The 25,136-nt window shown below is 69.9% G+C and carries 21 protein-coding genes; 14 read left to right on the forward strand and 7 right to left on the reverse strand.

The window, feature by feature from the left end; all coding sequences use genetic code 11:
• Window positions 1-240: 240 nt before the first annotated feature.
• Window positions 241-1,578 (forward strand): MATE family efflux transporter, encoded by a 1,338-nt coding sequence (locus ACFYXK_RS14820; RefSeq protein ID WP_389411484.1) that lies wholly within the window; start codon window positions 241-243, stop codon window positions 1,576-1,578.
• A 129-nt stretch (window positions 1,579-1,707) separates the two neighbouring features.
• On the opposite strand, the gene rplI is transcribed toward ACFYXK_RS14820, so the two are convergent.
• The 4 genes from rplI to rpsF form a co-directional block, all read right to left on the reverse strand.
• Complete coding sequence (gene rplI, locus ACFYXK_RS14825; RefSeq protein ID WP_030292603.1) at window positions 1,708-2,154, reverse strand: 50S ribosomal protein L9; 447 nt, start codon at window positions 2,152-2,154, stop codon at window positions 1,708-1,710.
• Window positions 2,155-2,172: 18 nt separating this feature from the next.
• Window positions 2,173-2,409 (reverse strand): 30S ribosomal protein S18, encoded by a 237-nt coding sequence (gene rpsR / locus ACFYXK_RS14830; protein WP_005315025.1) that lies wholly within the window; start codon window positions 2,407-2,409, stop codon window positions 2,173-2,175.
• 43 nt (window positions 2,410-2,452) lie between these two features.
• On the reverse strand, window positions 2,453-3,046 hold the full coding sequence (locus ACFYXK_RS14835) for a single-stranded DNA-binding protein (protein ID WP_389411485.1): 594 nt from the start codon (window positions 3,044-3,046) through the stop codon (window positions 2,453-2,455).
• Between the two features lie 73 nt (window positions 3,047-3,119).
• Window positions 3,120-3,410, reverse strand: coding sequence for a 30S ribosomal protein S6 (gene rpsF, locus ACFYXK_RS14840; protein ID WP_004950685.1), 291 nt, complete (start codon window positions 3,408-3,410; stop codon window positions 3,120-3,122).
• A 247-nt stretch (window positions 3,411-3,657) separates the two neighbouring features.
• Between rpsF and ACFYXK_RS14845 the strand changes: the two genes are divergently transcribed.
• The 3 genes from ACFYXK_RS14845 (at window position 3,658) to ACFYXK_RS14855 (ending at window position 6,321) form a co-directional block, all read left to right on the forward strand.
• Window positions 3,658-3,969, forward strand: coding sequence for a hypothetical protein (locus tag ACFYXK_RS14845; RefSeq protein ID WP_389411486.1), 312 nt, complete (start codon window positions 3,658-3,660; stop codon window positions 3,967-3,969).
• Window positions 3,970-4,101: 132 nt separating this feature from the next.
• Window positions 4,102-5,220: a peptidoglycan bridge formation glycyltransferase FemA/FemB family protein gene (locus ACFYXK_RS14850; RefSeq protein ID WP_030153200.1), complete on the forward strand. Its 1,119-nt coding sequence runs from the start codon at window positions 4,102-4,104 to the stop codon at window positions 5,218-5,220.
• A 69-nt stretch (window positions 5,221-5,289) separates the two neighbouring features.
• On the forward strand, window positions 5,290-6,321 hold the full coding sequence (locus ACFYXK_RS14855; RefSeq protein ID WP_389411487.1) for an alanine racemase: 1,032 nt from the start codon (window positions 5,290-5,292) through the stop codon (window positions 6,319-6,321).
• Between the two features lie 4 nt (window positions 6,322-6,325).
• Here the strand turns inward: ACFYXK_RS14855 and ACFYXK_RS14860 are convergent, their stop codons facing one another.
• The gene (locus tag ACFYXK_RS14860; RefSeq protein ID WP_389411488.1) at window positions 6,326-7,786 is read right to left on the reverse strand and encodes a glycosyltransferase family 87 protein; all 1,461 of its coding nucleotides are present in this window, start codon (window positions 7,784-7,786) and stop codon (window positions 6,326-6,328) included.
• Between the two features lie 86 nt (window positions 7,787-7,872).
• Complete coding sequence (locus tag ACFYXK_RS14865) at window positions 7,873-10,431, reverse strand: transglycosylase domain-containing protein (RefSeq protein ID WP_389411489.1); 2,559 nt, start codon at window positions 10,429-10,431, stop codon at window positions 7,873-7,875.
• 272 nt (window positions 10,432-10,703) lie between these two features.
• On the opposite strand from ACFYXK_RS14865, the gene ACFYXK_RS14870 reads away from it, so the two are divergent.
• The 3 genes from ACFYXK_RS14870 (at window position 10,704) to ACFYXK_RS14880 (ending at window position 13,836) form a co-directional block, all read left to right on the forward strand.
• The gene (locus tag ACFYXK_RS14870; protein ID WP_053785476.1) at window positions 10,704-11,306 is read left to right on the forward strand and encodes a PadR family transcriptional regulator; all 603 of its coding nucleotides are present in this window, start codon (window positions 10,704-10,706) and stop codon (window positions 11,304-11,306) included.
• Between the two features lie 49 nt (window positions 11,307-11,355).
• Window positions 11,356-12,438 carry an inositol-3-phosphate synthase gene (locus ACFYXK_RS14875; protein WP_383506959.1) on the forward strand — a complete coding sequence of 361 codons (1,083 nt, stop codon included), beginning with the start codon at window positions 11,356-11,358 and terminating at the stop codon, window positions 12,436-12,438.
• A 105-nt stretch (window positions 12,439-12,543) separates the two neighbouring features.
• Window positions 12,544-13,836: an MFS transporter gene (locus ACFYXK_RS14880; RefSeq protein WP_389411490.1), complete on the forward strand. Its 1,293-nt coding sequence runs from the start codon at window positions 12,544-12,546 to the stop codon at window positions 13,834-13,836.
• A 13-nt stretch (window positions 13,837-13,849) separates the two neighbouring features.
• Here ACFYXK_RS14880 and ACFYXK_RS14885 read toward each other — a convergent pair whose 3' ends face one another.
• Window positions 13,850-15,316: a CCA tRNA nucleotidyltransferase gene (locus tag ACFYXK_RS14885; protein WP_389411491.1), complete on the reverse strand. Its 1,467-nt coding sequence runs from the start codon at window positions 15,314-15,316 to the stop codon at window positions 13,850-13,852.
• 183 nt (window positions 15,317-15,499) lie between these two features.
• Here ACFYXK_RS14885 and ACFYXK_RS14890 point away from each other — a divergent pair, with 183 nt between their 5' ends.
• From ACFYXK_RS14890 to trxA, 7 genes are all read left to right on the forward strand, one after another.
• Window positions 15,500-17,767: a DUF6049 family protein gene (locus tag ACFYXK_RS14890; protein WP_389411492.1), complete on the forward strand. Its 2,268-nt coding sequence runs from the start codon at window positions 15,500-15,502 to the stop codon at window positions 17,765-17,767.
• 46 nt (window positions 17,768-17,813) lie between these two features.
• A complete protein-coding gene (gene murJ / locus ACFYXK_RS14895; protein ID WP_389411493.1) occupies window positions 17,814-19,988 on the forward strand; it encodes a murein biosynthesis integral membrane protein MurJ in 2,175 nt (724 codons plus the stop codon).
• A gap of 117 nt (window positions 19,989-20,105) precedes the next feature.
• Complete coding sequence (locus tag ACFYXK_RS14900; protein ID WP_389411494.1) at window positions 20,106-21,845, forward strand: protein kinase family protein; 1,740 nt, start codon at window positions 20,106-20,108, stop codon at window positions 21,843-21,845.
• A gap of 93 nt (window positions 21,846-21,938) precedes the next feature.
• Window positions 21,939-22,640 carry an RNA polymerase sigma factor SigM gene (gene sigM, locus ACFYXK_RS14905; protein ID WP_383506942.1) on the forward strand — a complete coding sequence of 234 codons (702 nt, stop codon included), beginning with the start codon at window positions 21,939-21,941 and terminating at the stop codon, window positions 22,638-22,640.
• Complete coding sequence (locus tag ACFYXK_RS14910; RefSeq protein ID WP_389411495.1) at window positions 22,637-23,584, forward strand: hypothetical protein; 948 nt, start codon at window positions 22,637-22,639, stop codon at window positions 23,582-23,584. The genes sigM and ACFYXK_RS14910 overlap by 4 nt, the downstream gene beginning before the upstream one ends.
• 125 nt (window positions 23,585-23,709) lie before the next feature.
• On the forward strand, window positions 23,710-24,669 hold the full coding sequence (gene trxB / locus ACFYXK_RS14915) for a thioredoxin-disulfide reductase (RefSeq protein ID WP_389411496.1): 960 nt from the start codon (window positions 23,710-23,712) through the stop codon (window positions 24,667-24,669).
• A 54-nt stretch (window positions 24,670-24,723) separates the two neighbouring features.
• Window positions 24,724-25,062, forward strand: a complete 339-nt coding sequence (gene trxA, locus ACFYXK_RS14920) for a thioredoxin (RefSeq protein WP_383506933.1) — start codon at window positions 24,724-24,726, stop codon at window positions 25,060-25,062.
• The last annotated feature ends 74 nt before the right edge of the window (window positions 25,063-25,136 follow it).

Genomic DNA, 25,136 nt, shown 5'->3' on the forward strand with positions numbered 1-25,136 from the left:
TGGGTAAGTCGCCGGAAGCTGTGCACGGACCGGGGGACGGTGCTGTGGACAAAATCACCTGCCCTCCCCACACACCCAACCTGACCTGCATGTTCTTCCTCCACGGGCTGTGGGGGAGAAATTTCTCGGCCCGGTTCCCGAGATCGCCTCCAACGGGGTGCCGAGAAGACGCGAGTCAACTCACAGGTAAGGATCCAAGGGCAGTTGCGTCTATTACCTGTGGAAGATTAGATTGAGCGCATGACACAGGCTCTCGCGCCGCTGAAGGCCGCCCCGAGACGGCACGACCGCGAGATACTCGCACTCGCCGTCCCGGCTTTCGGCGCCCTCGTCGCCGAACCCCTGTTCGTGATGGCGGACAGCGCCATCGTGGGGCACCTCGGCACCCCCCAGCTGGCCGGCCTCGGCATCGCCGCAGCCCTGCTCACCACCGCCGTCAGCGTCTTCGTGTTCCTCGCCTACGCCACCACCGCGGCCGTCTCCCGCCGGGTCGGCGCGGGAGACCTCCCGGCAGCCATCCGGCAGGGCATGGACGGCATCTGGCTCGCCCTGCTGATCGGGGCTGCCGTCGTCGCCGTGGTGCTCCCCGCGGCGCCCTGGCTGATCTCCCTCTTCGGAGCCTCCGACACCGTCGCCCCGTACGCGGTCACCTACCTGCGGATCTCCGCCCTCGGCATCCCGGCCATGCTGATGGTGCTGGCCGCCACCGGTGTCATCCGCGGCCTCCAGGACACCCGCACCCCGCTCTACGTCGCCGTCGGGGGCTTCGCCCTCAACGCGGGCCTGAACGGCGCCCTCGTGTACGGCGCGGGCTTCGGCATCGCCGGCTCCGCCTGGGGCACCGTGATCGCCCAGTGCGCCATGGCCGGCGCCTATCTCGTGGTGGTGGTCCGCGGAGCCCGCCGGCACGGAGCCTCGCTGCGACCCGACTCCGCAGGCATCAGGGCCTGCGCCCAGGCCGGCGCGCCGCTGCTGGTGCGCACCTTGTCGCTGCGCGCCGTCCTGATGATCGCGACCGCTGTGGCCGCGCGGCTCGGCGACGCGGACATCGCAGCCCACCAGATACTGCTCTCCCTGTGGAGCCTGCTCGCCTTCGCTCTCGACGCGATCGCCATCGCCGGGCAGGCCATCATCGGCCGCTACCTGGGTGCCGGCGACACCGACGGCGCCCAGGCCATCTGCCGCCGCGTGGTGCAGTGGGGGATCGTCTCCGGGATGGTTCTGGGCGCACTGGTGATCGCAGCCCGCCCGCTGTTCATCCCGCTCTTCACCGGCGATCCGGCGGTCAAGGACGCCCTGCTGCCCGCCCTGCTGGTCGTGGCCCTCTGCCAGCCGGTGGCCGGCATCGTCTTCGTGCTCGACGGGGTCCTCATGGGTGCGGGAGACGGCCGCTACCTGGCCTGGGCGATGCTCGTGACGCTGGCCGCGTTCACCCCGGTGGCGCTGCTCGTCCCGACCGTCGGCGGTGGTCTGACCACGCTCTGGTGGGCCATGACCCTGATGATGCTGGTCCGGATGGCCACCCTCCAGCTGCGGGCACGCTCCGGCCGATGGCTGGTGGCGGGGGCGGCCCGCTGATCCGCGAGCCGATGTTTCACGTGAAACATGCCGAGGAGCGGCCCGTGTTTCACGTGAACATCGGCTCACAGCCCCCGGCAACGACGAAGGGCCGCACCCCACAGGGGTGCGGCCCTTCGCGTGCAGCACTTAGGCGGCGACGACCTCGACGCCCACGTTCGCAGCGACCTCGGCGTGCAGACGCACGGAGACCTGGTACGAACCGAGGGTCTTGATCGGGGCAGCCAGCTCGACGCGGCGCTTGTCGACCTTCGGACCACCGGAAGCCTCGATCGCCGTGGCGATGTCGGCCGGGGTCACGGAGCCGAAGAGACGGCCGGCGTCACCCGAGCGGGTGGCCAGACGGACCTTCGTGCCCTCGAGCTTGGCCTTGACCTCGTTGGCCTGCTCGATGGTCGCGATCTCGTGGATCTTGCGGGCGCGGCGGATCTGCGCCACGTCCTTCTCGCCACCCTTGGTCCAGCGGATCGCGAAACCACGCGGGACCAGGTAGTTGCGAGCGTAACCGTCCTTGACGTCGACGACATCGCCGGCGGCACCGAGGCCAGAAACCTCGTGGGTCAGGATGATCTTCATTAGTCGGTCACCCTTTCCTTATCGCGCGGTGGACGTGTAGGGCAGCAGCGCCATCTCACGGCTGTTCTTCACGGCCGTGGCGACGTCACGCTGGTGCTGCGTGCAGTTGCCGGTGACGCGGCGGGCACGGATCTTGCCGCGGTCGGAAATGAACTTCCGCAGCATGTTCGTGTCCTTGTAGTCCACGTACGCGGTCTTGTCCTTGCAGAACGCGCAGACCTTCTTCTTAGGCTTGCGCACAGGCGGCTTCGCCATTGTGTCTCTCCTGTGTGATCAAGAAGTGGGGATGCGAGCTTCCCTAGAAGGGAGGCTCGTCCGAGTAGCCACCGTTGGAGCCGCCGGAGCTTCCGCCCCAGCCGCCCCCGCCGCCCTGCTGCTGGCCACCGGCCGGCGCGCTGGACGCCCACGGGTCGTCGGAGGGAGCTCCGCCGCCCTGCGGGGCGCCGCCGCTGGGGGCTCCGCCCCAGCCACCGCCGCCGCCACCCTGCTGCTGACCGCCGCCGCCGTATCCACCCTGGCCACCGCGGCCGGTGGTCTTGGCGACCTTGGCCGTGGCGTTCTTCAGGCTGGGGCCGACTTCCTCGACGTCCAGCTCGTAGACCGTGCGCTTGACACCCTCACGGTCCTCGTACGACCGCTGCCTCAGCCGGCCCTGCACGATGACGCGCATGCCCCGCTGAAGGGACTCGGCGACGTTCTCGGCCGCCTGCCGCCACACCGAGCAGGTCAGGAACAGGCTCTCGCCGTCCTTCCACTCGTTGGTCTGGCGGTCGAAGGTGCGGGGGGTGGACGCGACACGGAACTTCGCGACCGCCGCACCCGAGGGGGTGAAGCGCAGCTCGGGGTCGTCGACGAGATTGCCGACGACCGTGATGACGGTCTCGCCTGCCATGGATGAACCTCTCGGCGGGGATTTGCTGCTGGGCTGCTGTGCTACTCGGTCCCGATTACCGCTGAACCGAAGTTCAGTGGGTCTCGGGGCGGAGGACCTTGGTCCGGAGAACCGACTCGTTCAGGTTCATCTGTCGGTCAAGCTCCTTGACGACCGCAGGCTCGGCCTGAAGGTCGATGACCGAGTAGATGCCCTCGGGCTTCTTCTTGATCTCGTAAGCGAGACGACGACGGCCCCAGGTGTCGACCTTCTCGACCTTTCCGTTGCCCTCACGGACGACGGAGAGGAAGTTCTCGATCAGCGGGGAGACAGCGCGCTCCTCGAGATCGGGGTCGAGGATGACCATCACTTCGTAGTGACGCATGTGGAACCCACCTCCTTTGGACTCAGCGGCCACGGTCGTTCCGTGGCAGGAGGGTCGTGATGCGTGCGCACGGCGTCTGTGAGCAGACACCGCGCAGCTGTACAGACTACCTGCTCGACTCCTTCCGGTTGAAATCCGGCGGGAGGAGGCCACACTCTGTATTCATCGGGTGTGCTCGGTGCTATGCCCCCGGCCCCTGCCGGGGGCGCCCCGCGCACCGCTCTGCGTCAGCCAGGAGGTGCCTTCGATGGCACAGGCAATGCAACGGCAGTCCATCTCGCTCCTCGCGACCGACGGCAAGCCCCATCCGCTGCAGGACACGCTCATGGTGGCCACAGTGGTGCTCGGCGCCGTGGCGTTCGTCACGGGGTTCTTCGACAATCTGCACCTGCTCAGCTCGTGGACCGGGCTCGTCGGCATCCTGACCGGCGCGTACGGACAGTTCATCTCGGAGACGACACGCGAGCGCTTCGCACTGATCATCGGGCTTGGCGCCTCGGCCCTGGGCTTCTACCTCGGCATGGCGCACGGCGGTCTCTTCGGCGGCTGGGCGGGCTGACCGGGGGCACCTCGGCGACAGGGCGCCGGCTTCACACCGGCCCGGGCCCGGCCCGTCCCCCAGAAGGGTGGCGCCCTTGTCGCAGTAGGCTTCGCGCCATAGCCAGCGAAGCCGCCGGAGGAGACGCCCCGCATGAGCCTGTCCCTGAGGACCATCAGCCGAGAGCAGCATCTGGGATACCTCCAGAGCCTGCCCTCGGCTAGCCACTGCCAGGTCCCGGCGTGGGCCGACGTGAAGAACGAGTGGCGTTCCGAGAACCTCGGCTGGTTCGACCAGAACGACGAACTGGTCGGTGCCGCCCTCGTGTTGTACCGCCAGCTGCCGAAGGTGAAGCGGTACCTCGCCTACCTTCCCGAGGGCCCGGTCATCAACTGGTACGCCCCGAACCTGGAGGAGTGGCTCCAGCCGATGCTGGCCCACCTCAAGCGTCAGGGCGCCTTCACCGTGAAGATGGGTCCGCCCGTCGTCATCCGCCGCTGGAACTCCGCAGCCATCAAGGCCGGGATCCAGGACCCGGAGGTCAAGCGCCTGCGGGACGTGGAGGCCTCGCACATCGAGCCCCGCGCCTTCGAGGTGTCCGACAAGCTGCGCCGCATGGGCTGGCAGCAGGGCGAGGACGGCGGCGCCGGCTTCGGCGACGTGCAGCCCCGCTACGTCTTCCAGGTGCCGCTCGCCAACCGCTCGCTGGACGACGTCCTCAAGGGCTTCAACCAGCTGTGGCGCCGCAACATCAAGAAGGCCGAGAAGGCCGGCGTCGAGGTCGTCCAGGGCGGCTACGAGGACCTGCCGGTCTGGCAGGAGCTGTACGAGATCACGGCCGAGCGCGACAAGTTCCGCCCGCGCCCGCTCAGCTACTTCCAGCGCCAGTGGACGGCCCTCAACTCCGAGGACCCGAACCGGATGCGGCTGTACATCGCGAAGCACGAGGGGGAGCCGCTGGCCGCCGCCACGATGCTCACCGTCGGCCAGCACGTCTGGTACTCGTACGGCGCCTCCGCCAACCACAAGCGCGAGGTACGGCCCTCGAACGCGATGCAGTGGCGCATGCTGCGCGATTCGTACGCGCTCGGTGCCAGCGTCTACGACCTGCGCGGCATCAGTGACACGCTGGACGAGAACGACCACCTGTTCGGCCTGATCCAGTTCAAGGTCGGCACGGGCGGCGAGGCCGTCGAGTACGTCGGCGAGTGGGACTTCCCGCTCAACAAGATGCTGCACAAGGCGCTCGACATCTACATGTCGCGTCGCTGACCTGCTGCCGCATCCCCCACACACCGCACCGCTGCACCTGCAGCTTTTGAAGAGAGGCTCCGGACGGGCATGGCGCTCACGCTCTACGTCGACACCGCGCGCTGGCGTGCGCACCAGAAGCAGATCCAGGACCAGTTCCCCGGGATGATCCCGGTCTGCAAGGGCAACGGCTACGGCTTCGGCCATGAGCGGCTGTGCGAGGAGGCGACCCGGCTGGGCGCCGACGTCCTGGCCGTCGGGACCACGTACGAGGCCGCCAGCATCAAGGACCTGTTCGGCGGCGACCTGCTCGTCCTCACCCCGTTCCGGCGGGGCGAGGAGCCGGTGCCGCTGCCGGACCGGGTGATCCGGTCGGTGTCCTCCCTGGACGGGGTCCGCGGCCTGGTGGGCGCCCGCGTGGTCATCGAGTGCATGAGCTCGATGCGCCGCCACGGCATCTCCGAGCAGGACCTGGGCCAGCTGCACTCGGCGATCGAGGACGTGCGGCTGGAGGGCTTCGCCCTGCACCTGCCGCTGGACCGCCCCGACGGCTCGGACGCCGTCGAGGAGGTCATCGGCTGGATGGACCGGCTGCGCGCGGCCCGGCTGCCGCTGCACACCATGTTCGTCAGCCACCTGCGGGCCGAGGAGCTGGCACGGCTGCAGCAGCAGTTCCCGCAGACCCGCTTCCGGGCGCGGATCGGCACCCGGCTGTGGCTCGGCGACCACGAGGCGACCGAGTACCGGGGCGCCGTCCTGGACGTCACGCGCGTCGCCAAGGGCGACCGGTTCGGCTACCGGCAGCAGAAGGCCGCGTCCGACGGCTGGCTGGTCGTGGTCGCGGGCGGCACCTCACACGGGGTGGGCCTGGAGGCCCCCAAGGCCCTGCACGGCGTGATGCCGCGCGCCAAGGGCGTGGCCCGGGCCGGCCTGGCCACCGTGAACCGGAACCTTTCGCCGTTCGTCTGGGCGGGCAAGCAGCGCTGGTTCGCGGAGCCCCCCCACATGCAGGTGTCGATCCTGTTCGTGCCGTCGGACGCCCCCGAGCCGAAGGTCGGCGACGAGCTGGTGGCGCACCTGCGCCACACCACCACGCAGTTCGACCGGGTGCTCGACGCCTGACCGGTCAGTCCCTGGGCGCCATGCCCCACTCGACCCGCTGACCCTGCGAGGGCGCCGCATCCTGCGGCGCCCTCGCGGCGTCCGACAGCGCGAACACGTCCTCGGCCCCGTCCAGGACCCCGCCCGACGGGTCGTCCGACCCGTCGCGGCGTACGACGTCCCGCTCGGGCATCAGGATGTCGCGCACGACCACCGCACACAGGTAGAGGGTCGTCAGCAGGTGGGCGGCGATCGCCACCTGGTAGCCCTCCACGGGCAGGCCCTGGTGCTTGTCCCCGCTCGTCGTGTAGGCGAGGTACAGCCAGATCCCGAGGAAGTACACGACCTCGCCGGCCTGCCAGACCAGGAAGTCCCGCCAGCGCGGCCGGGCCAGCGCAGCCAGCGGGATGAGCCACAGCACGTACTGCGGCGAGTAGACCTTGTTGGCCAGGATGAAGGCGGCCACGACCAGGAACGCCAGCTGGGCGAAGCGGGGGCGGCGGGGAGCGGTCAGCGTGAGCACTCCGATGCCCGCGCACAGCAGCAGCGTCAGGCCCGTCGCGTACGTGTTGGCGTCGTGCAGGGGGTTCCCGGACCGCTGGGAGATGAGCAGCCACACGGAGCCGAAGTCGATCGGGCGCTCCTGGCTGAACGTGTAGAACTTCTTCCAGCCGTCCCAGGCGTAGATCATGACGGGCAGGTTCACCACGAGCCACGAGGCGGCCGCGCCGAGGGCGGCAGCGCCGAACGCCCGCCACTTCCCGGCCCGCCAGCACAGCACGAACAGCACACCGAGCAGCAGGACGGGATAGAGCTTGGCCGCGGTGGCCAGGCCGACGAGGACGCCGAAGAGCACGGTCCGGCCGCGGGACCACATGAGCATTCCCGCGGCCGTCAGGGCGATGGCCAGCAGGTCCCAGTTGATCGTCGCGGTGAGCGCGTAGGCGGGCGCGAGGGCGAAGAGCAGCGCGTCCCAGGGCCGGCGGTGGTGGGTGCGCGCGACGCACACGGCGATGACCGCGGCGCAGGCCATCAGCATCCCCGCGTTGACCATCCAGTACATCTGCTCGCGGTGCTGCATGGAGCCGCTACCGGGGGTCAGCCAGGAGGCGACCTCCATGAAGAGCCCGGTGAGCACCGGGTACTCCAGGTACTCCATGTCGCCGGGGAGCCGGTCGAAGTACGGCGTGAGTCCGTCGGCGAAGCCGCGTACGGCGAAGAGGTGCGGGATGTCGGAGTAGCAGGCGTGGGTGTACTGCGAGCCGGCTCCGCGGAACCACGCCCAGTCGTAGCAGGGCAGCTTCTGCACCATGCCGAGCGCGAACAGCCCGAGGGCGACGAGGACCACGACGCGCACCGGGGTCAGCCAGTGGCCGCCCAGCCGGGCGTAGCGGCCCATCGGGCCGCCGATGAACTCGCTGCCGGCCGCGGCGACCTCGTCCTGCTGCGTGGGCAGTACGGGCCGTTCCTCGTGCACCTTGGTCATGCGCTCATCCTGCCGTACCGGGCCGGACATGCGGGAGGGCCGCCGCACCGTGTGCGACGGCCCTCGTCGGAGCAGGGGGAGGGGGGTCAGCCCGAGGTCCCCACCGAGGTCCCCCAGCTGGTGCCGCCCGGGCGGCCCGGTTTGCCCGATGGCGTCGGAGACGGCGATCCGCTGGATCCGCCGGCGCCGCCGCCGTTGGCGTTGCCGCTGTTGGTGCCGCCGCCCGTGTCCGGGATGCAGTACAGCTCCCACGGCTTGCAGGTCGGCTTGCCGCCCCTCGACGGGCTCGGGGAGACCGGCGGCGAGGAGCTCGCCGACGGCGAGGGCATCGACGGGGACGGCGACGGGGAGAAGGAGGGGCTCGGCGAGGGGGCACCGGAGGCGTCCGCGGTGACGCCGATCTTGTCGGCCTCCGGGAACTCCTTGACCGGCGTGCCCTTGAGGGCTTCCTTCATGTACTCGGTCCAGATCGCGGCCGGGATGTCGCCACCGTGGATGGAGTCGACGCCGCCCACGCCGTTCATGGAGATCAGCTTCTTGTCCGCCGAGTTCGGGTCGGTGCGGAACAGGGCGACCGAGGTGGAGAGCTCCGGGGTGTAGCCGACGAACCAGGCCGACTTGTTCTGGTCGGTGGTTCCGGTCTTGCCGGCGGCGGGCCGGTTGAAGCCGAGCTTCCTGACCTTGGTGCCGGTGCCGTTCTCGATGACGTTCTGCAGGACCTTGGTGACGTTGTCGGCGATGGCGTTGTCCATCGCCCGCTGCTCCTTGGGGGCCCCGAAGCCGGGCAGCTCCTTGCCGTCCTTTTCGACACGGGTCACGGAGAACGGATCGTGGTGCGTACCGGAGGCGGCGAAGGTGGCGTAGGAGTCGGCCATGCGGATGGCGCTCGGGGTCGAGGTGCCGAGGGCGAACGAGGCGTCGTTGTTCGGGTTCATCGAGTCCTTGAGGATGCCCGTGGACTCGGCGACCTCCCGGACCTTGCTGTGGCCGACGTCGAAGACGAGCTGCGCGAACGGCACGTTGATGGACTTCTCCATCGCCTCGTTGAGGGTCACGTATCCGTAGGGGTAGGTGCTCTCGTTCTTCTGCTTGAACGGCTTGCCGGACGCGTCCCGCAGCGGCTTGCCGTCGCGGTTGTTGATCACCGTCAGGTCGTTCGCGTTGTACTTGCTGTCCGCCGAGATGCCCCGGCCGTTCGAGTTCTGGGTGCCGTACTGCATCGCGGCCGCCAGGACGTACGGCTTCCACGTCGATCCGACCGGGACACCGAGGGTGTCGGCGTTGTTGCTGAAGTACTTCTTGTCCATGCCCGGGCCGCCGTACAGGGCCACGATCGCCCCGGTCTTCACGTCCACCGAGGCGGCGCCGAACTGCACGAAGGTGTCGTACTCGGGCCGGGCCTTCTCGTCCAGGAAGTCGTTGCGCGTGTCCTCGACGGCCTTGGCCAGGGCGTCCACCCTCGGCTTCTGGAAGGTGGTCTTGATCTGGTAGCCGCCGCGGGCCATCTCGTCGGGCGTGATGCCGGTGACCTTCATCACGTACTTCTTGGCCGTGTCGACCAGGTAGCCGGTCTGGCCGGACAGCCCGCGGGCCTGCTCGGAGTCGACGAGCTTGGGGAACTCCTTGAACTGGTCCCGCTCGGCCTTCGGCATCCGCTTCACCGCGACCTCGCGGTCCAGGACCCAGGCCCAGCGCTCCTTGGCCCGCTCGGTGTTCTTCTCGGGGGTGGCCGCGGCACCGATGCCGCCGTCCGGGTTGTAGAGGTTGGGGCCCTTGAGCACGGAGGCCAGGAAGGCGCTCTCGGACGGCGTGAGGTCCACGCAGTCCTTGCCGAAGTAGGCCCGCGCGGCCGCCTGGATGCCGTAGGCGTCCCGGCCGTAGTAGGCGGTGTTGAGGTAGCCCGCGAGGATCGTGTCCTTCTCCTCGGACACGCCCAGTTTTATCGAGATGAAGAGCTCGGTGGCCTTGCGCTTGAGCGTCTGGTCGGAGTCCAGGTACGTGTTCTTCACGTACTGCTGGGTGATGGTCGAGCCACCCTGGGTGGAGCCGCCCTTGGCCATGTTCCACACGGCTCGGGCGATGCCCATCGGGTCGACGCCCTTGTCCGTCTCGAACGACTCGTTCTCGGCGGCGATCACGGCGTTCTGCATCGACTTGGGGATCTTGTCGATGGGCACGATCTGCCGGTTCATCGAACCGCCGGTGGCCACCATCTGGGAGCCGTCTTCCCAATAGAAGACGTTGTTCTGCGCCTGGGCCGCCTTGTTCGGGTCGGGCGTGTTCACCGAGGCGATGCCGATGCCGGCCCCTGCCGTGATGATCGCGAAGAAGCCGAGGGCGGTGCCGCAGACCAGCTTCCAGGACGGCACGAAGCGCTGCCAGCCCGCCTTGTCGGAGCGCGGGTAGTTGATCAGCCGCTTGTCCGGGCGGCCCGAGCCGCGGCCTCCGGATCCACGGGGAGCGGCCCGGCGCGCCCCGGCACGGCTGCCGTGGCCGGGCGGCTCTGCGTACGGTCCGCTGGGTGACGCGGTGGGGACGTCACGTGCGGGCCCGGCGCCCCGGCCAGGGCGCTGCTGGGCGGCCCGGCGGGCCGCGGCACGACCGCCACCCTCGGGCTGCGGCGGTTTGCGGCGGTGCTCGCTCATCGAACGACTACTCCTCGGGCAGGCGAGTGGCCTGGAAGCGGCAGGCGAATTCCGGTTCCCCCCGTTGTCATGGCCCACAGACTACGCACGCTCAAAACCCGAACAGTGCCGAAGTTCACCCCAAATCAGGCAACTCGCCTGGTACGAATTGGTGATGTGACGCCGGTCACTACATCACCCCTTGTCGCCGGAGACCGCCCGTTCTATCGTCTGGATGTATCGAGCCGATACATCAGCTCGGTATAAAACTCAGGGGCGAAGGAGGCAGGCGGATGAGCAGGCGCTCAGGCATCCTCGAGTTCGCCGTCCTCGGCCTGCTTCGCGAATCCCCCATGCACGGGTACGAGCTCCGCAAGCGGCTCAACACCTCACTGGGGGTGTTCCGGGCGTTCAGCTACGGAACGCTCTATCCCTGCCTCAAGACGTTGGTCGCCAACGGCTGGTTGATCGAAGAACCGGGCAACGCCCCGGAAGACGCTCTCGCCACTTCACTCGCAGGGCGCCGAGCCAAGATCGTCTACCGGTTGACGGCTGCAGGTAAGGAGCACTTCGAGGAGCTCCTGGCCCACACGGGCCCCGACGCCTGGGAAGACGAGTCCTTCGCCGCCCGCTTCGCCTTCTTCGGTCAGACCGAGCGGGAAGTACGCATGAGGGTATTGGAGGGCCGTCGCAGCCGGCTCGAGGAGCGCTTGGAGAAGATGCGCGCCTCACTCGCGCGTACGCGGGAGCGCCTCGACGACTACACGCTTGAGCTGCAGCGGCACGGTATGGAGTCCGTGGAGCGCGAAGTGCGCTGGCTGAACGAGCTCATCGAGAGTGAGCGGGCGGGACGGGATCAGAGACGACCCGGTCCGCCCGACGAAACTGCAAAGTGAGGCCTGCATCTCGCAGGCCTCGTCCGAGAACAAACAGGGAGCAACCGGAATGGGTTCGGTTCGCGTAGCCATCGTCGGCGTGGGCAACTGCGCCGCCTCGCTGGTGCAGGGCGTCGAGTACTACAAGGACGCCGACCCGGCGGCCAAGGTCCCCGGTCTGATGCACGTCCAGTTCGGCGACTACCACGTGCGTGACATCGAGTTCGTCGCCGCGTTCGACGTCGACGCGAAGAAGGTCGGCCTCGACCTTTCGGACGCCATCGGCGCCAGCGAGAACAACACCATCAAGATCTGCGACGTCCCCAACAAGGGCGTGACCGTGCAGCGCGGCCACACCCTGGACGGCCTGGGCAAGTACTACCGCCTGACGATCGAGGAGTCCGCCGAGACCCCGGTCGACGTGGTCCAGGTCCTCAAGGACCGCGAGGTCGACGTCCTGATCTGCTACCTGCCCGTCGGCTCCGAGGACGCGGCGAAGTTCTACGCGCAGTGCGCCATCGACGCCAAGGTCGCCTTCGTCAACGCCCTCCCGGTCTTCATCGCCGGCACCAAGGAGTGGGCGGACAAGTTCACCGAGGCCGGTGTCCCGATCGTCGGCGACGACATCAAGTCGCAGGTCGGCGCCACCATCACGCACCGCGTGATGGCGAAGCTGTTCGAGGACCGCGGTGTCCGTCTCGAGCGCACCATGCAGCTCAACGTCGGCGGCAACATGGACTTCAAGAACATGCTCGAGCGCGACCGCCTCGAGTCGAAGAAGATCTCCAAGACGCAGGCCGTCACCTCGCAGATCCCCGACCGTGAGCTCGGCGAGAAGAACGTCCACATCGGCCCGTCCGACTACGTCGCGTGGCTCGACGACCGCAAGTGGGCCTACGTCCGCCTCGAGGGCCGCGCCTTCGGCGACGTCCCGCTGAACCTCGAGTACAAGCTCGAGGTCTGGGACTCCCCGAACTCCGCCGGTGTCATCATCGACGCCCTGCGCGCCGCGAAGATCGCCAAGGACCGCGGCATCGGCGGCCCGATCCTGTCGGCCTCGAGCTACTTCATGAAGTCCCCGCCGGTGCAGTACTTCGACGACGAGGCCCTGGCCAACGTCGAGAAGTTCATCAAGGGCGAGGTCGAGCGCTAAGTCGCACCCCCAGCGTCTTCGGACACCGGGTCTTCGACTGTTCTTCCGCGGAGGGTCCCCGGGCAATGTGCCCGGGGACCCTCCGCGTATGTGACCCTTGCCCTCATGCCTGTCGTACGTGATCTGCGCGTACTCCTGCGCCTGAGGGACTTCCGCAACCTGCTCGCCGTACGGCTGCTCTCCCAGGCGGCGGACGGCGTGTACCAGGTGGCGCTCGCCACGTACGTGGTGTTCTCCCCGGAGAAGCAGACCTCGCCCGCGGCCATCGCCTCGGCCATGGCGGTATTGCTGCTGCCGTACTCGGTGATCGGCCCCTTCGCCGGGGTGCTGCTCGACCGCTGGCGGCGCCGGCAGGTCTTCCTCTACGGCAACCTGCTGCGGGCATTCCTCGCGTGCGGCACCGGAGTGCTGATCGTCACGCACGTCCCCGACTGGCTCTTCTACGCCTCCGCCCTCTCGGTGACCGCCGTCAACCGCTTCGTCCTGGCCGGGCTCGCCGCGTCCCTGCCCCGTGTCGTCGACCCCGCCCAGCTGGTCACCGCCAATTCGCTCTCACCCACGGCCGGGACGCTCGCGGCGGTCGCAGGCGGCGGGCTCGCCTTCCTCGTCCAGCTGCCGGCCTCCGGCTCCAACGCCGCGGTGGTGCTGCTCGGCGCCGCGCTCTACCTGTGCGCGGCCCTGGTCTCGCTGCGTCTGGCCGTGGGGCTGCTGGGACCGGACCACCCGGCCGGACGGGTCCACCCGTCGGTCGCCGAGGGGGTCGCCCTCACCGTCCGCGGCATGGCCGAAGGGCTGCGGCACCTGGCCTCGCGGCGGGAGGCGGCCCAGACGCTCACCGCCATGACCCTGATGCGCTTCTGCTACGGGGCCCTGTTCGTGACTCTGCTCATGCTCTGCCGCTACTCCTGGTCGGACACGGAGTCCGGCGGCCTCGCGCTGCTCGGCATCGCCGTCGGCGTCTCCGGGGCCGGGTTCTTCACGGCCGCCGTCGTCACCCCCTGGCTGGTGGGCCGGCTGGGCACCCGCGGCTGCATCACGGCCTGCTCCGCCGGGGCTGCCGTCCTGGTGCCCCCGCTCGGCCTGTTCTTCAGGCCCGGACCGATGCTGGTCGCGGCCTTCGTGCTCGGCCTCGCCACCCAGGGCGCCAAGATCTCCACCGACACGGCCATCCAGTCCCATGTGGACGACGACTACCGCGGCCGGGTCTTCTCCGTCTACGACGTGCTGTTCAACATCGCGTTCGTGAGTGCGGCCGCCGTGGCCGCCCTCATGCTCCCCCCGGACGGACAGTCCGTCGCGCTGATCGTGAGCGTGTCCGTCCTCTACGCGCTGACGGCGCTCCACCTGAAGCGGCAGGGCGATGTTTCACGTGAAACATCGCCCCGCTCGGACCCCTGATACGCCGGCCGCATCAGGCCTGTGCGGCCCACCACTCCTTCAGGGCGGTCACCGCGGCGTCGCGCTCCATCGGGCCGTTCTCCAGCCGCAGGTCCAGCAGGAAGGCGTAGGCCTTGCCGATCACCGGACCGGGGCCGACGCCGAGCACCTGCATGATCTCGTTGCCGTCCAGGTCGGGCCGGATGGCGTCGAGCTCCTCCTGCTCCTGCAGCTGCGCAATGCGCTCCTCCAGACCGTCATAGGTGCGGGAGAGCGCGTTGGCCTTGCGCTTGTTGCGGGTGGTGCAGTCGGACCGGGTCAGCTTGTGCAGGCGCTCCAGCAGCGGGCCGGCGTCGCGTACGTAGCGCCGCACCGCGGAGTCGGTCCACTCGCCGTCCCCGTAGCCGTGGAAGCGCAGGTGCAGCTCCACGAGCCGGGACACGTCCTTGACCATGTCGTTGGAGTACTTCAGAGCGGTCATGCGCTTCTTGGTCATCTTCGCGCCCACCACCTCGTGGTGGTGGAAGGAGACCCGGCCGTCGCTCTCGAACCGGCGGGTGCGGGGCTTGCCGATGTCGTGGAGCAGGGCCGCCAGCCGCAGCACCAGGTCCGGGCCGTCCTCCTCGAGCGCCATCGCCTGCTCCAGCACGATCAGCGAGTGGTCGTAGACGTCCTTGTGCCGGTGGTGCTCGTCACTCTCCAGCCGCAGGGCGGGCAGCTCGGGCAGCACGTGGTCGGCCAGCCCGGTGTCCACGAGCAGGCCCAGGCCCTTGCGGGGGTACTCGGACAGCAGCAGCTTGTTCAGCTCGCCCTGCACCCGCTCCGCCGAAACGATCTCGATCCGGTCGGACATCGCCTGCATCGCCGCCACGACCTCGGGCGCGACCTCGAAGTCGAGCTGGGCGGCGAAGCGCGCCGCACGCAGCATCCGCAGCGGGTCGTCGGAGAAGGAGTCCTCCGGGGTGCCGGGGGTGCGCAGAACGCCCGCCTGGAGGTCCTCCAGGCCGCCGTGCGGGTCCACGAACTCCTTCTCCGGAAGTGCGACCGCCATCGCGTTCACCGTGAAGTCGCGGCGGACCAGGTCCTCCTCGATCGAGTCGCCGTAGGAGACCTCCGGCTTGCGGGAGGTGCGGTCGTACGACTCCGAGCGGTACGTGGTCACCTCGATCTGGAAGTTCCGATCAGCGCCTTCGACGCGGGCGCCCTTCTGGGCCCCCACGGTGCCGAAGGCGATGCCGACGTCCCACACGGAGTCGGCCCACGGCCGGAGGATCCGCAGGACGTCCCCGGGGAGGGCGTCGGTGGTGAAGTCGAGGTCGTTGCCGAGACGCCCGAGCAGCGCATCGCGTACGGACCCGCCGACCAGGGCGAGGCGGAAGCCCGCCTCGTGGAACCGGCGGCCGAGCTCGTCGGCGACAGGGGCGACCCGCAGCAGTTCACTGACCGCGCGGTGCTGCACCTGACTCAGGGCACTGGGATTGTCTTCGTTGGCGTTCGGCACAACAGAAAAGGGTACGTGCCCGGCCCGGCGAGGGCTTCCCTGTTTGCGGCCACCCCGGCCTGCGGTGCCGCCGGGGCGGCCACGATCATGTGAGCAAGGCGCGGCACTCGCGCACGGCGGGTCTCGTTACCATGCGTGGACGCACATAAGACGACCACTGACACTTCGAGGGACGGGTAGCGCGTGGCCGAGGCGGCAGACATCCAGGGGGCACTCCCCGCACCTGCCCGGCGCCGCTGGCTGCGGCGGGCAGTCGTTCTGCTGGCCGGGACCCCCGTGCTCGCCGCTCTGGTCTACTCGCCCGCCCCGCAGACCGCCCAGGCCGCCGATGCGGGGGCCGTCGACGTACAGCTGACCGAGATGGCCCCCACGGCCCCGGTCAAGGGCGACACCCTCACGATCTCCGGCAGCGTGGTCAACAACGGCCGCGAGACGATCACCGGCGCGCACGTGGGCCTGCGGGTCGGGCCTGCGCTGGGCGACCGGGCCTCCATCGACGAGGCGGCGGAACGCGCCGGCTTCCGGGCCGGCACGGATCCCGGTGAGATCGACCAGGCGTACGCCGTGAAGATCGCCTCGCTGCCGTCGAAGGTCAAGCAGGACTTCACCCTCACGATCCCGGTGAACAAGCTGGAGCTGGACAAGGACGGCGTCTACCAGCTCGGCGTCTCGCTCTCCGGGGAGACCGAGAGCCGCCCGTACGAGCAGGTGCTCGGCATCAAGCGGACCTTCCTGCCCTGGCAGCCGGAGGCGGCCTCCAAGCGCTCCCAGCTCACCTATCTGTGGCCGCTGGTCTCCACCACGCACGTGACCGCAGAGACCGGCTCGGACGAGCTCCAGACCCCCGTCTTCCTCGACGACTCGCTCGCCGATGAGCTCAAGCCCGGCGGGCGCCTCCAGCAGATGGTCGCCCTCGGCAAGGACCTGCCCGTCACCTGGGTCGTCGACCCCGACCTGCTCTACACGGTCGACGCGATGACCAAGGGCTACCGGTTCCGCACGCCGGACGGCCGGATCGTCCAGGGCAAGAACAAGGCCGTCGCCGAACAGTGGCTGAGTGCCCTGGAAACGGCGGTCCAGGGCAAGAAGATCGTGGCGCTGCCGTTCGCCGACCCGGACATCGCCTCCCTCGCCCACCAGGGCAAGGACGTCTCGGGCACCCTGGGCCAGCTGCGGCCGGCCACCGACAAGGCGAAGCAGGCCGTGGAGACGGTGCTGCACGTCTCCCCGTCCACCGACTTCTCCTGGCCCGTGGACGGCGCCATCGACCCGTCGATCGTCAACGTGGCCACCTCGGCGGGCGCCCACAACGTCCTCACGCGCAGCGACAGCCTCCAGGAGACCGGCGCGCTGGGCTACACCCCCTCGGCCGCCCGTCCCATCGGCGCAGGCACCACGGCCGTCGTCGCGGACGCCGATCTCTCCACCGCCTTCGAGGGCGACATGCTGGGCGCCGGGAACGCCACCCTGGCCGTGCAGCGCTTCCTCGCGCAGAGCCTCGCCCTGAACCTGCAGAAGACCGACAACCAGCGCAGCTTCGTCGTCACCCCGCAGCGGACGCCCTCCTCCAGCCAGGTACAGACGATGGCAGCCGCCCTCCGGGGTCTGCAGGCGGGCCGCTGGACCCAGCCGGCCGACCTCGAGGCCGCAGCCGCCGCCAAGCCCGACCCGGGCGTCAACACCCAGGTCCCCGGCGCCGGCCAGTACCCCGATGCGCTGCGCAAGACGGAGCTTCCGGTCTCCGCCTTCGAGAAGATCCGCACGACCCAGAACACCCTGGACCACTTCAAGGTGATCCTCACGGCGCCCGACCGCGTGGAGATCCCCTTCGGGAACACCACCAACCGCGAGATGTCCACCTCCTGGCGGGGCCGCCCCGAGGAGGGCCGGCTCTACCGGGACCAGGTGCAGGAGTACCTGATCGGCCTCACCGAGAAGGTCAAGGTCGTCCCCAAGTCCGACGCCACCCTGTCCGGGCACAGCGCGACGATCCCGGTCAGCGTCCAGAACAGCCTCGTCCAGGACGTCCACAACCTCGTCCTGCGGGTCAAGTCCGCCAACCCGACCCGCCTGGTGTTCGGCGACAGCGGCCAGGCCGAGCAGGAAGTGACCGTCACGGGCGGACACAGCCAGACGGTGAAGTTCACCGCCAACGCCACCGCGAGCGGCCCCGTCGAGGTCACCGCGCAGCTCTTCACCACGGACGGCGTGCCCTACGGCAAGGCCCGCAAGTTCACCGTGGAGGCCACCGAGATCACTCCCACCGTGATGCTCGTCATCGCCGGCGGCGTCCTCCTCCTCGTCCTGGCAGGCATCAAGATGTACGCCAGCCGCAAGCGTGTCGCGGCCCGCGCGGCCGCCGAGGAGAGCACGCAGCCGAGTGACGAGACCCCGGACACCGGACCGCAAAGCACCGGGCCGTCCGGCACGGGTGAGACAGTGGACCGTTGAGCGATGCCGTGGCCGGTCGGCCTGGGGACGATGAGGTGGGGTTTCGATGAACGCGCCGTACGACGGTGACCGCGCGCAGGGCACTGGTGGGCCCGCGCCCTCCCAGGGCACTGCCCCGGGCACCCCGGTGCCCGGGCAGGTTCCCGTGCCTGCGCCCGCGCCGGACCGCGACCCATATGTCCAGGACGCCTACGACCACGACCCCTACCGGTCTCAGGACCTGTCGGCCCAGGATCCCGTCGCCGAGGTCCTGTACGACCGCGCCTCTCACCCTCCGCCGCCGCCCGGCACCTACCAGGAGCCCGGCCCGCTCTACGCGGCGCCGCAGACCCCCGTGCACGCCCCGGATCCGCACGTCTGGGCGCAGACCCCGCCGCCCGAGCCCGACGGGCCCTCCCGGCACCTGCCCTACGGCGACCACGCCACGACCACCCAGTTCGTGGGGGTGGACTCCCTGGTCACCAAGGCGGCGGACGAGCAGCCCGAGCCCGACGCCTTCGCGCACCTCTACCGGGACCAGCAGGGGACGCCCGGCACGCCCGCCGAGGACGCCCCCGTCGCCGCCCCGGCACCGAGCAAGCCCGCAGGCCGCGCCTCCAGCCTGCTCAAGTCCAGCGCCCTCATGGCCGCCGGCACGATCGTCTCCCGCATCACCGGCTTCCTGCGGACCCTCGTCATCGCCGGTGCCATCGGCGTCGGCACGTTCAACGACACGTACCAGATCGCCAACACCCTGCCGACGATGATCTACGTGCTGGTCGGCGGCGGCGCCCTCAACGCCGTCTTCATCCCGCAGCTGGTGCGGGCCATGAAGCAGGACGACGACGGAGGCGAGGCGTACGCCAACCGCCTGCTGACCCTCGTCGTGGTCCTGCTCGCCGCCATCACCACCATCTGCGTCCTCGCCGCACCGGTGTTCATCACGATGATGTCGCCGAAGCTCGCCTCCGACCCCCAGCAGATGGACGTCGCGGTCGCCTTCGCCCGCTACTGCCTGCCGACCATGTTCTTCATGGGCGTCCACGTGGTCCTCGGTCAGATCCTCAACGCCCGCGGCCGGTTCGGCGCGATGATGTGGACCCCCGTCCTCAACAACATCGTCGTCATCGCCACGTTCGGGGCCTTCATCTGGGCCTTCGGCGGTTTCACCACCTCCGGTGTCAGTGCCACCACCGTCACGGCCGACGGCGTCCGCCTGCTGGGCCTCGGCACCCTCCTGGGCCTCACCGTCCAGGCGCTCGCGATGCTGCCCTACCTGCGCGACGCCGGCTTCAAGCCCCGCCTGCGCTTCGACTGGCGGGGCCACGGCCTCGGCAAGGCCGCCCGCCTGGCCAAGTGGACGTTCTTCTTCGTCCTCGCCAACCAGATCGGCCTCGTGGTGGTGACCCAGCTCGCGACCTGGGCCGGATCCGTCGCCGAGAAGCAGGGCCACCCGGGCACCGGCATCACCGCCTACAACTACGCGCTGCTGCTGTGGCAGATGCCGCAGGCCATCATCACCGTCTCCGTCATGACGGCCGTCCTGCCCCGCATTTCCCGCTCCGCCCACGACGGGGACGCCGCCGCCGTCCGCGACGACATCTCGTACGGGCTGCGCACCTCGGCCGTCGCGATCGTGCCGTGCGCCTTCGCCTTCCTCGCCCTCGGCGTCCCCATGGCCACGCTGCTGTACGCCGGTTCCGGGTCCGGCGCCCAGAACATCGGCTACGTCCTGATGGCCTTCGGCCTCGGACTCATCCCGTACTCCGTCCAGTACGTCGTCCTGCGCGGGTTCTACGCCTACGAGGACACCCGGACCCCCTTCTACAACACGGTCATCGTCGCCACCGTCAACGCAGCCGTCTCCACCGCCGCGTTCTTCGTGCTCCCCGCACGCTGGGCGGTCGTCGGCATGGCGGCCGCCTACGGCCTCGGCTACACCGTCGGCGTCGGCGTCGCCTGGCGTCGCCTGCGCAACCGGCTGGGCGGCGACCTCGACGGCGCCCACGTGATGCGCACCTACGCCCGCCTCACCGGCGCCTGCGTCCCGGCGGCCGCCGTGGCCGGGGCAGCCGCCTACGCGGTCACCCAGTGGCTCGGCAGCGGAGTCACCGGTTCCCTCGCCGCGTTGGCCGCCGGCGGTGTCGCGCTGGCTGTCGTATTCCTCGTGGCGGCCAAGAGGATGCGCATCGAAGAGCTCAACGCCATGGTCGGAATGGTTCGCGGACGTTTGGGGCGCTGATGCGCACAACCGTCGGACCCCTTCGCGTGTCGTGCATAGCGCCGGACTGTGGGCACAATTGGCATGGCTTCGCAGACTGGCCGACAGCGCGTAACGGATGGGGAGGCAGGAACGACGGTGGCGGAACGTAGCACGGCTGCCGTCGACGTGGCCGACAACGGCGGCAACGAGCCGCCGGCCGCAGATGCGGCGAAGGCCATGGCCGACGGGGTGGACACCCAGAACGGACGAGCCGCGGACGGACCCATGCCAGAAAAGGACGGCGAACGCAGAAAAGCGGCCCCTGCTGCCGCCCCCGAACTCCACAGCGGCCACAAACTCGCCAGGCGCTACCGCCTCGAAGAGTGCGTCACCCGTCTGGACGGATTCAGCAGCTGGCGCGCGATGGACGAGAAGCTGCGCCGGGCCGTGGGCGTCCATCTGCTGCCCGCCGACCACCCGCGGGCCCGGGCCGTCCTGGCCGCCGCCCGCTCTTCCGCGCTGCTCGGCGACCCCAGGTTCGTCCACGTCCTCGACGCCGTGGAGGAGAACGACCTCGTCTACGTCGTCCACGAGTGGCTGCCCGACGCCACCGAACTGACCGCGCTCCTCGCCGCGGGCCCCCTGGAGCCCCACGAGGCCTACCAGCTCGTCACCCAGGTCTCCCAGGCGATGGCAGCCGCGCACCGCGAGGGCCTGGCCCACCTGCGCCTGACGCCCAGCGCCATACTGCGCACTTCCACGGGCCAGTACCGGATCCGCGGGCTCGCCGTGAACGCCGCCCTGCGCGGCATCACCAGCGACACCCCGCAGCGCGCGGACACCGAGGCCATCGGCGCCCTCCTGTACGCCGCCCTGACCCAGCGCTGGCCGTACGAGGTCGACGCCTACGGCCTCACCGGCCTGCCCAAGGGTGTCGGCCTGATCGCCCCCGACCAGGTCCGCGCCGGGGTGCACCGCGGGCTGGGGGAGCTCGCCATGCGCGCCCTCGCCAACGACGGGGCCACCGCTTCCCGTCAGGAGCCCGCCTGCACCACCCCGGAGGAGCTGGCCAAGGCCGTTGCCGCGATGCCCCGCATCCGGCCGCCGGAGCCCGCTTTCACCGCGCCGCCGGAGTACCAGCACACCACGTACCAGCAGGGCAACTACGGCCGTCCGCCGGCTCACCCCGGCGCGCAGGCCACCCGCCCCGTCCCGGTCCCGCCGTCCCCGCTGCAGAGCCGCACCGGTCGCGTCCTGAAGTGGGGTGTGGCCGCCCTGCTCATCGCCGCTCTGGGCCTGGGCAGCTGGCAGCTCGCCGACACCCTCCTGGACCGCGTCAAGGGCGACAGCGGCGGCACCAGCAACTCGCAGTCCACCAAGACGAAGGAAGACGAGAAGAAGCCCAAGGAGAGCAAGCCGCTGCACATCGCCGGCGCCTCCGTCTTCGGCAAGGACCCGATCAAGCCCGAGGACGCCGGCAAGGCCGTCGACGGCGACCCCGGCACCGCGTGGGTCACCAAGATCTTCTACGGCTATGAGGGCAAGTTCGGCAACCTGGACAGCTATGACGACGGCAGTGGCATCGTCGTCGACCTCGGCAGCGTCCAGGAGGTGACGGGCATCGAGGTGGACCTGCGCAGTGCGGGGCACAAGGTCGAGGTCCGCGCCGCTGCCCCCGAGGCCACCTCGCCGCGCGGCATCTCCGGTTTCCCCCAGGAGCTCGTGAAGCTGGGCAACGCGGAGAAGAAGCTGGAGGCCACGCGGGACAATCCGATCAAGACCCGCTTCGTGCTGGTGCACATCACCGCGCTGCCCTCCGAGGGCGGCGGGGACGGGTTCCGCGGCGGCATCAACGAGATCAAGATCCTCGGCACCGGCGACCAGCCCGGTTCTTGATCGGTACGTCCCGGGTCCGCTGCGCCGTCGGCACAGCGGACCCTCGTATTCGTCCCGCCCGCCCCGTACGCTCCCACCGGGAGGGGAGGTGTGATGCACGACGCAACGACCGGCGGGGACAGTGACCGGGAGCTGCTGGCTCTGCACGTCGCAGGGGATCCCGATGCGTTCGGGGAGCTCGTGCGGCGGCACCGCGACCGGCTGTGGGCCGTGGCCCTGCGCACGCTCGGCGACCGCGAGGAGGCGGCCGACGCCGTGCAGGACGCCCTCGTGTCCGCCTACCGGGCCGCCCACACCTTCCGCGGAGAATCGGCCGTCACGACCTGGCTGCACCGCATCACCGTCAACGCGTGCCTCGACCGGGCCCGCAAGGCGGCCTCCCGCAGGACCGCGCCCCTCGACGACACAGAGCGCCTGGAGCGCCTCCTGGAGCCCCACGAGTCCGCCGAGGCCCCGGCGGAGCGCCAGGAGCTCCATCGGCAGCTCCTGGCCGCCCTCGGTACGCTCCCGGCCGAGCAGCGGGCCGTCCTCGTCCTCGTCGACATGCAGGGATACCCCGTCGCCGAGGCCGCCCGTATCCTCGACGTCCCCACCGGCACGGTGAAGAGCCGGTGCGCGCGCGGCCGGGCGAAACTCCTTCCGATGCTCACTCATCTGCGCTCGAATGCCGGGGATAACACCGCCGCCGAGCGGGGAAGGAACCGGACGCCGGGGACACCCGTCCCACCAGCGGCAGACCCCAGTCAGCCAGCCCCAGACGCAGACACGGTGAAGGGCGGAGGTGGACGAACGTGACTCCCACAACCGGCACGATCCGGCACCCTGACGTCTCGGAGATCTCCGACCTGACCGAAGGGCTGCTGTCCCCGGTCCGGACCGCCGAGGTACGCCGCCATCTGGGCGACTGCCCGCTGTGCGCCGACGTCCACGCCTCCCTGGAGGAGATCCGGGGGCTACTCGGCACCCTGCCCGGGCCGCCGCGGATGCCCTCCGACGTCGCCGGGCGCATCGACGCGGCCCTCGCCGCCGAGGCCCTCCTCGACTCCACCACGCCCAGAGCCGGGACCGCCCCGGCCTCCGGGCCCGGCACACCGAGCGATGTTTCACGTGAAACATCGCCTGCCGCACCCGCCGGTCCGGGCACCCGGCGACCGGCCGGTCACCCGGCCGGAGCAACCGGCCCCGGCCGCCGCCGCGCCCGCCGCCGGATCGCCGTCATCGCAAGCCTGGCCGGAGCGGCCGCCTGCGCCCTCGGCATCTTCCTTGCGGGCAACCTGCTCGGAACCGGCTCTCCGGACACCGCCGCCCGCAAATCCGGTACGAGCACGGCCGCCCAGGCCCCCACCGACGGTACGTACACCGCACAGGGCCTCCAGGACAGCGTCCGCCGACTCCTGGTTCCCGGGCAGGGCGCCAAGACCGCTCCACAGGGGGAACAGCCGAACAACACCTACGGGTTGGAGAACACCACTCCCTCACCGGGGCTGGCCCCCGGCGAGGGCAACCGGACGCAAGCCGCCCCGGTCCCGCCCTGCGTCCAAGGCGCCACCGGTCGCCCCGACACCCCGCTCGCCGCCGAACGCGGCACCTACGAGGGCGCCGAGGTCTATCTCCTCGTCCTGCCGCACCCCGGCGACGCCGCCCGGGTGGACGCCTATCTCGTCGGCGCCGGCTGCGCGGACACTCCCTCGGCCGCGTCCGGCACGCCCCTGCTGACCAGGACCTACCCCCGAAGCTGACACCTTGAGGTCCGTACGGGGGCGGGCGGGGAATGCATGCGCCGTAGGATCCGTTGGGTGGGGTGAGAGTCCACACCGGCCCCCCGGCAAGCAGCGCGCAGTCCACAGAGACGAGGAAGAAACCCGTGAGCGACGTACGAAACGTGATCATCATCGGTTCCGGGCCGGCCGGTTACACGGCAGCCCTGTACACCGCACGCGCTTCGCTCAAGCCGCTGGTCTTCGAAGGCGCCGTCACCGCCGGTGGCGCGCTGATGAACACCACCGAGGTCGAGAACTTCCCCGGCTTCCAGGACGGCATCATGGGTCCGGACCTCATGGACAACATGCGCGGCCAGGCCGAGCGCTTCGGCGCCGAGCTCGTCCCCGACGACATCGTGTCCGTGGACCTCACCGGTGAGATCAAGACCGTCACCGACACCGCCGGTACCGTGCACCACGCCAAGGCCGTGATCGTCACCACCGGCTCCCAGCACCGCAAGCTCGGGCTGCCGAACGAGGACGCCCTCTCCGGCCGCGGTGTCTCCTGGTGCGCCACCTGTGACGGGTTCTTCTTCAAGGACCAGGACATCGCCGTCGTCGGCGGCGGCGACACCGCGATCGAGGAAGCAACCTTCCTCTCCCGGTTCGCCAAGTCCGTCACCATCGTGCACCGCCGTGACAGCCTGCGCGCCTCCAAGGCCATGCAGGACCGCGCCTTCGCCGACCCGAAGATCAAGTTCGCCTGGGACAGCGAGGTCGCCGAGATCCACGGCGAGCAGAAGCTCTCCGGCCTCACCCTGCGCAACACGAAGACCGGTGAGACCTCCGAGCTCCCCGTGACGGGCCTCTTCATCGCCGTTGGCCACGACCCGCGCACCGAGCTGTTCAAGGACCAGCTGGAGCTCGACGAGGAGGGCTACCTCAAGGTCGATGCCCCCTCGACGCGCACCAACCTCACCGGCGTGTTCGGCGCCGGCGACGTCGTGGACCACACGTACCGTCAGGCCATCACCGCCGCGGGCACCGGCTGCTCCGCTGCCCTCGACGCCGAGCGCTTCCTCGCCGCCCTCGCGGACGCCGAGAAGGCCCACGCGGCGGTCTGACCCCTCACGCACACCCCCCACCCCACACCCCGCAGGAAGAAATAGGAGGCCGCTGTGGCCGGCACCCTCAAGAACGTGACCGACGCTGACTTCGACGAGGTCGTCCTCAAGAGCGACAAGCCCGTACTGGTGGACTTCTGGGCTGAATGGTGCGGCCCGTGCCGTCAGATCGCCCCCTCGCTCGAGGCCATCGCGGCCGAGCACGGCGAGATCGAGATCGTCAAGCTCAACATCGACCAGAACCCGGCCACGGCTGCCAAGTACGGCGTCATGTCCATCCCGACCCTGAACGTCTACCAGGGCGGCGAGGTCGTCAAGACCCTCGTCGGCGCCAAGCCGAAGGCCGCCATCCTGCGCGACCTCGAGGGCTTCATCGAGGCCAAGGCCGTCTGACGGCCGACGCTCACGCTCGGCCCGGCATGGCCGGGTGAGTTTCACGTGAAACGGGGCCGCCCCCGCAAGGGGCG

The organism is Streptomyces sp. NPDC002209 (assembly GCF_042890265.1).
GTDB lineage: Bacteria > Actinomycetota > Actinomycetes > Streptomycetales > Streptomycetaceae > Streptomyces.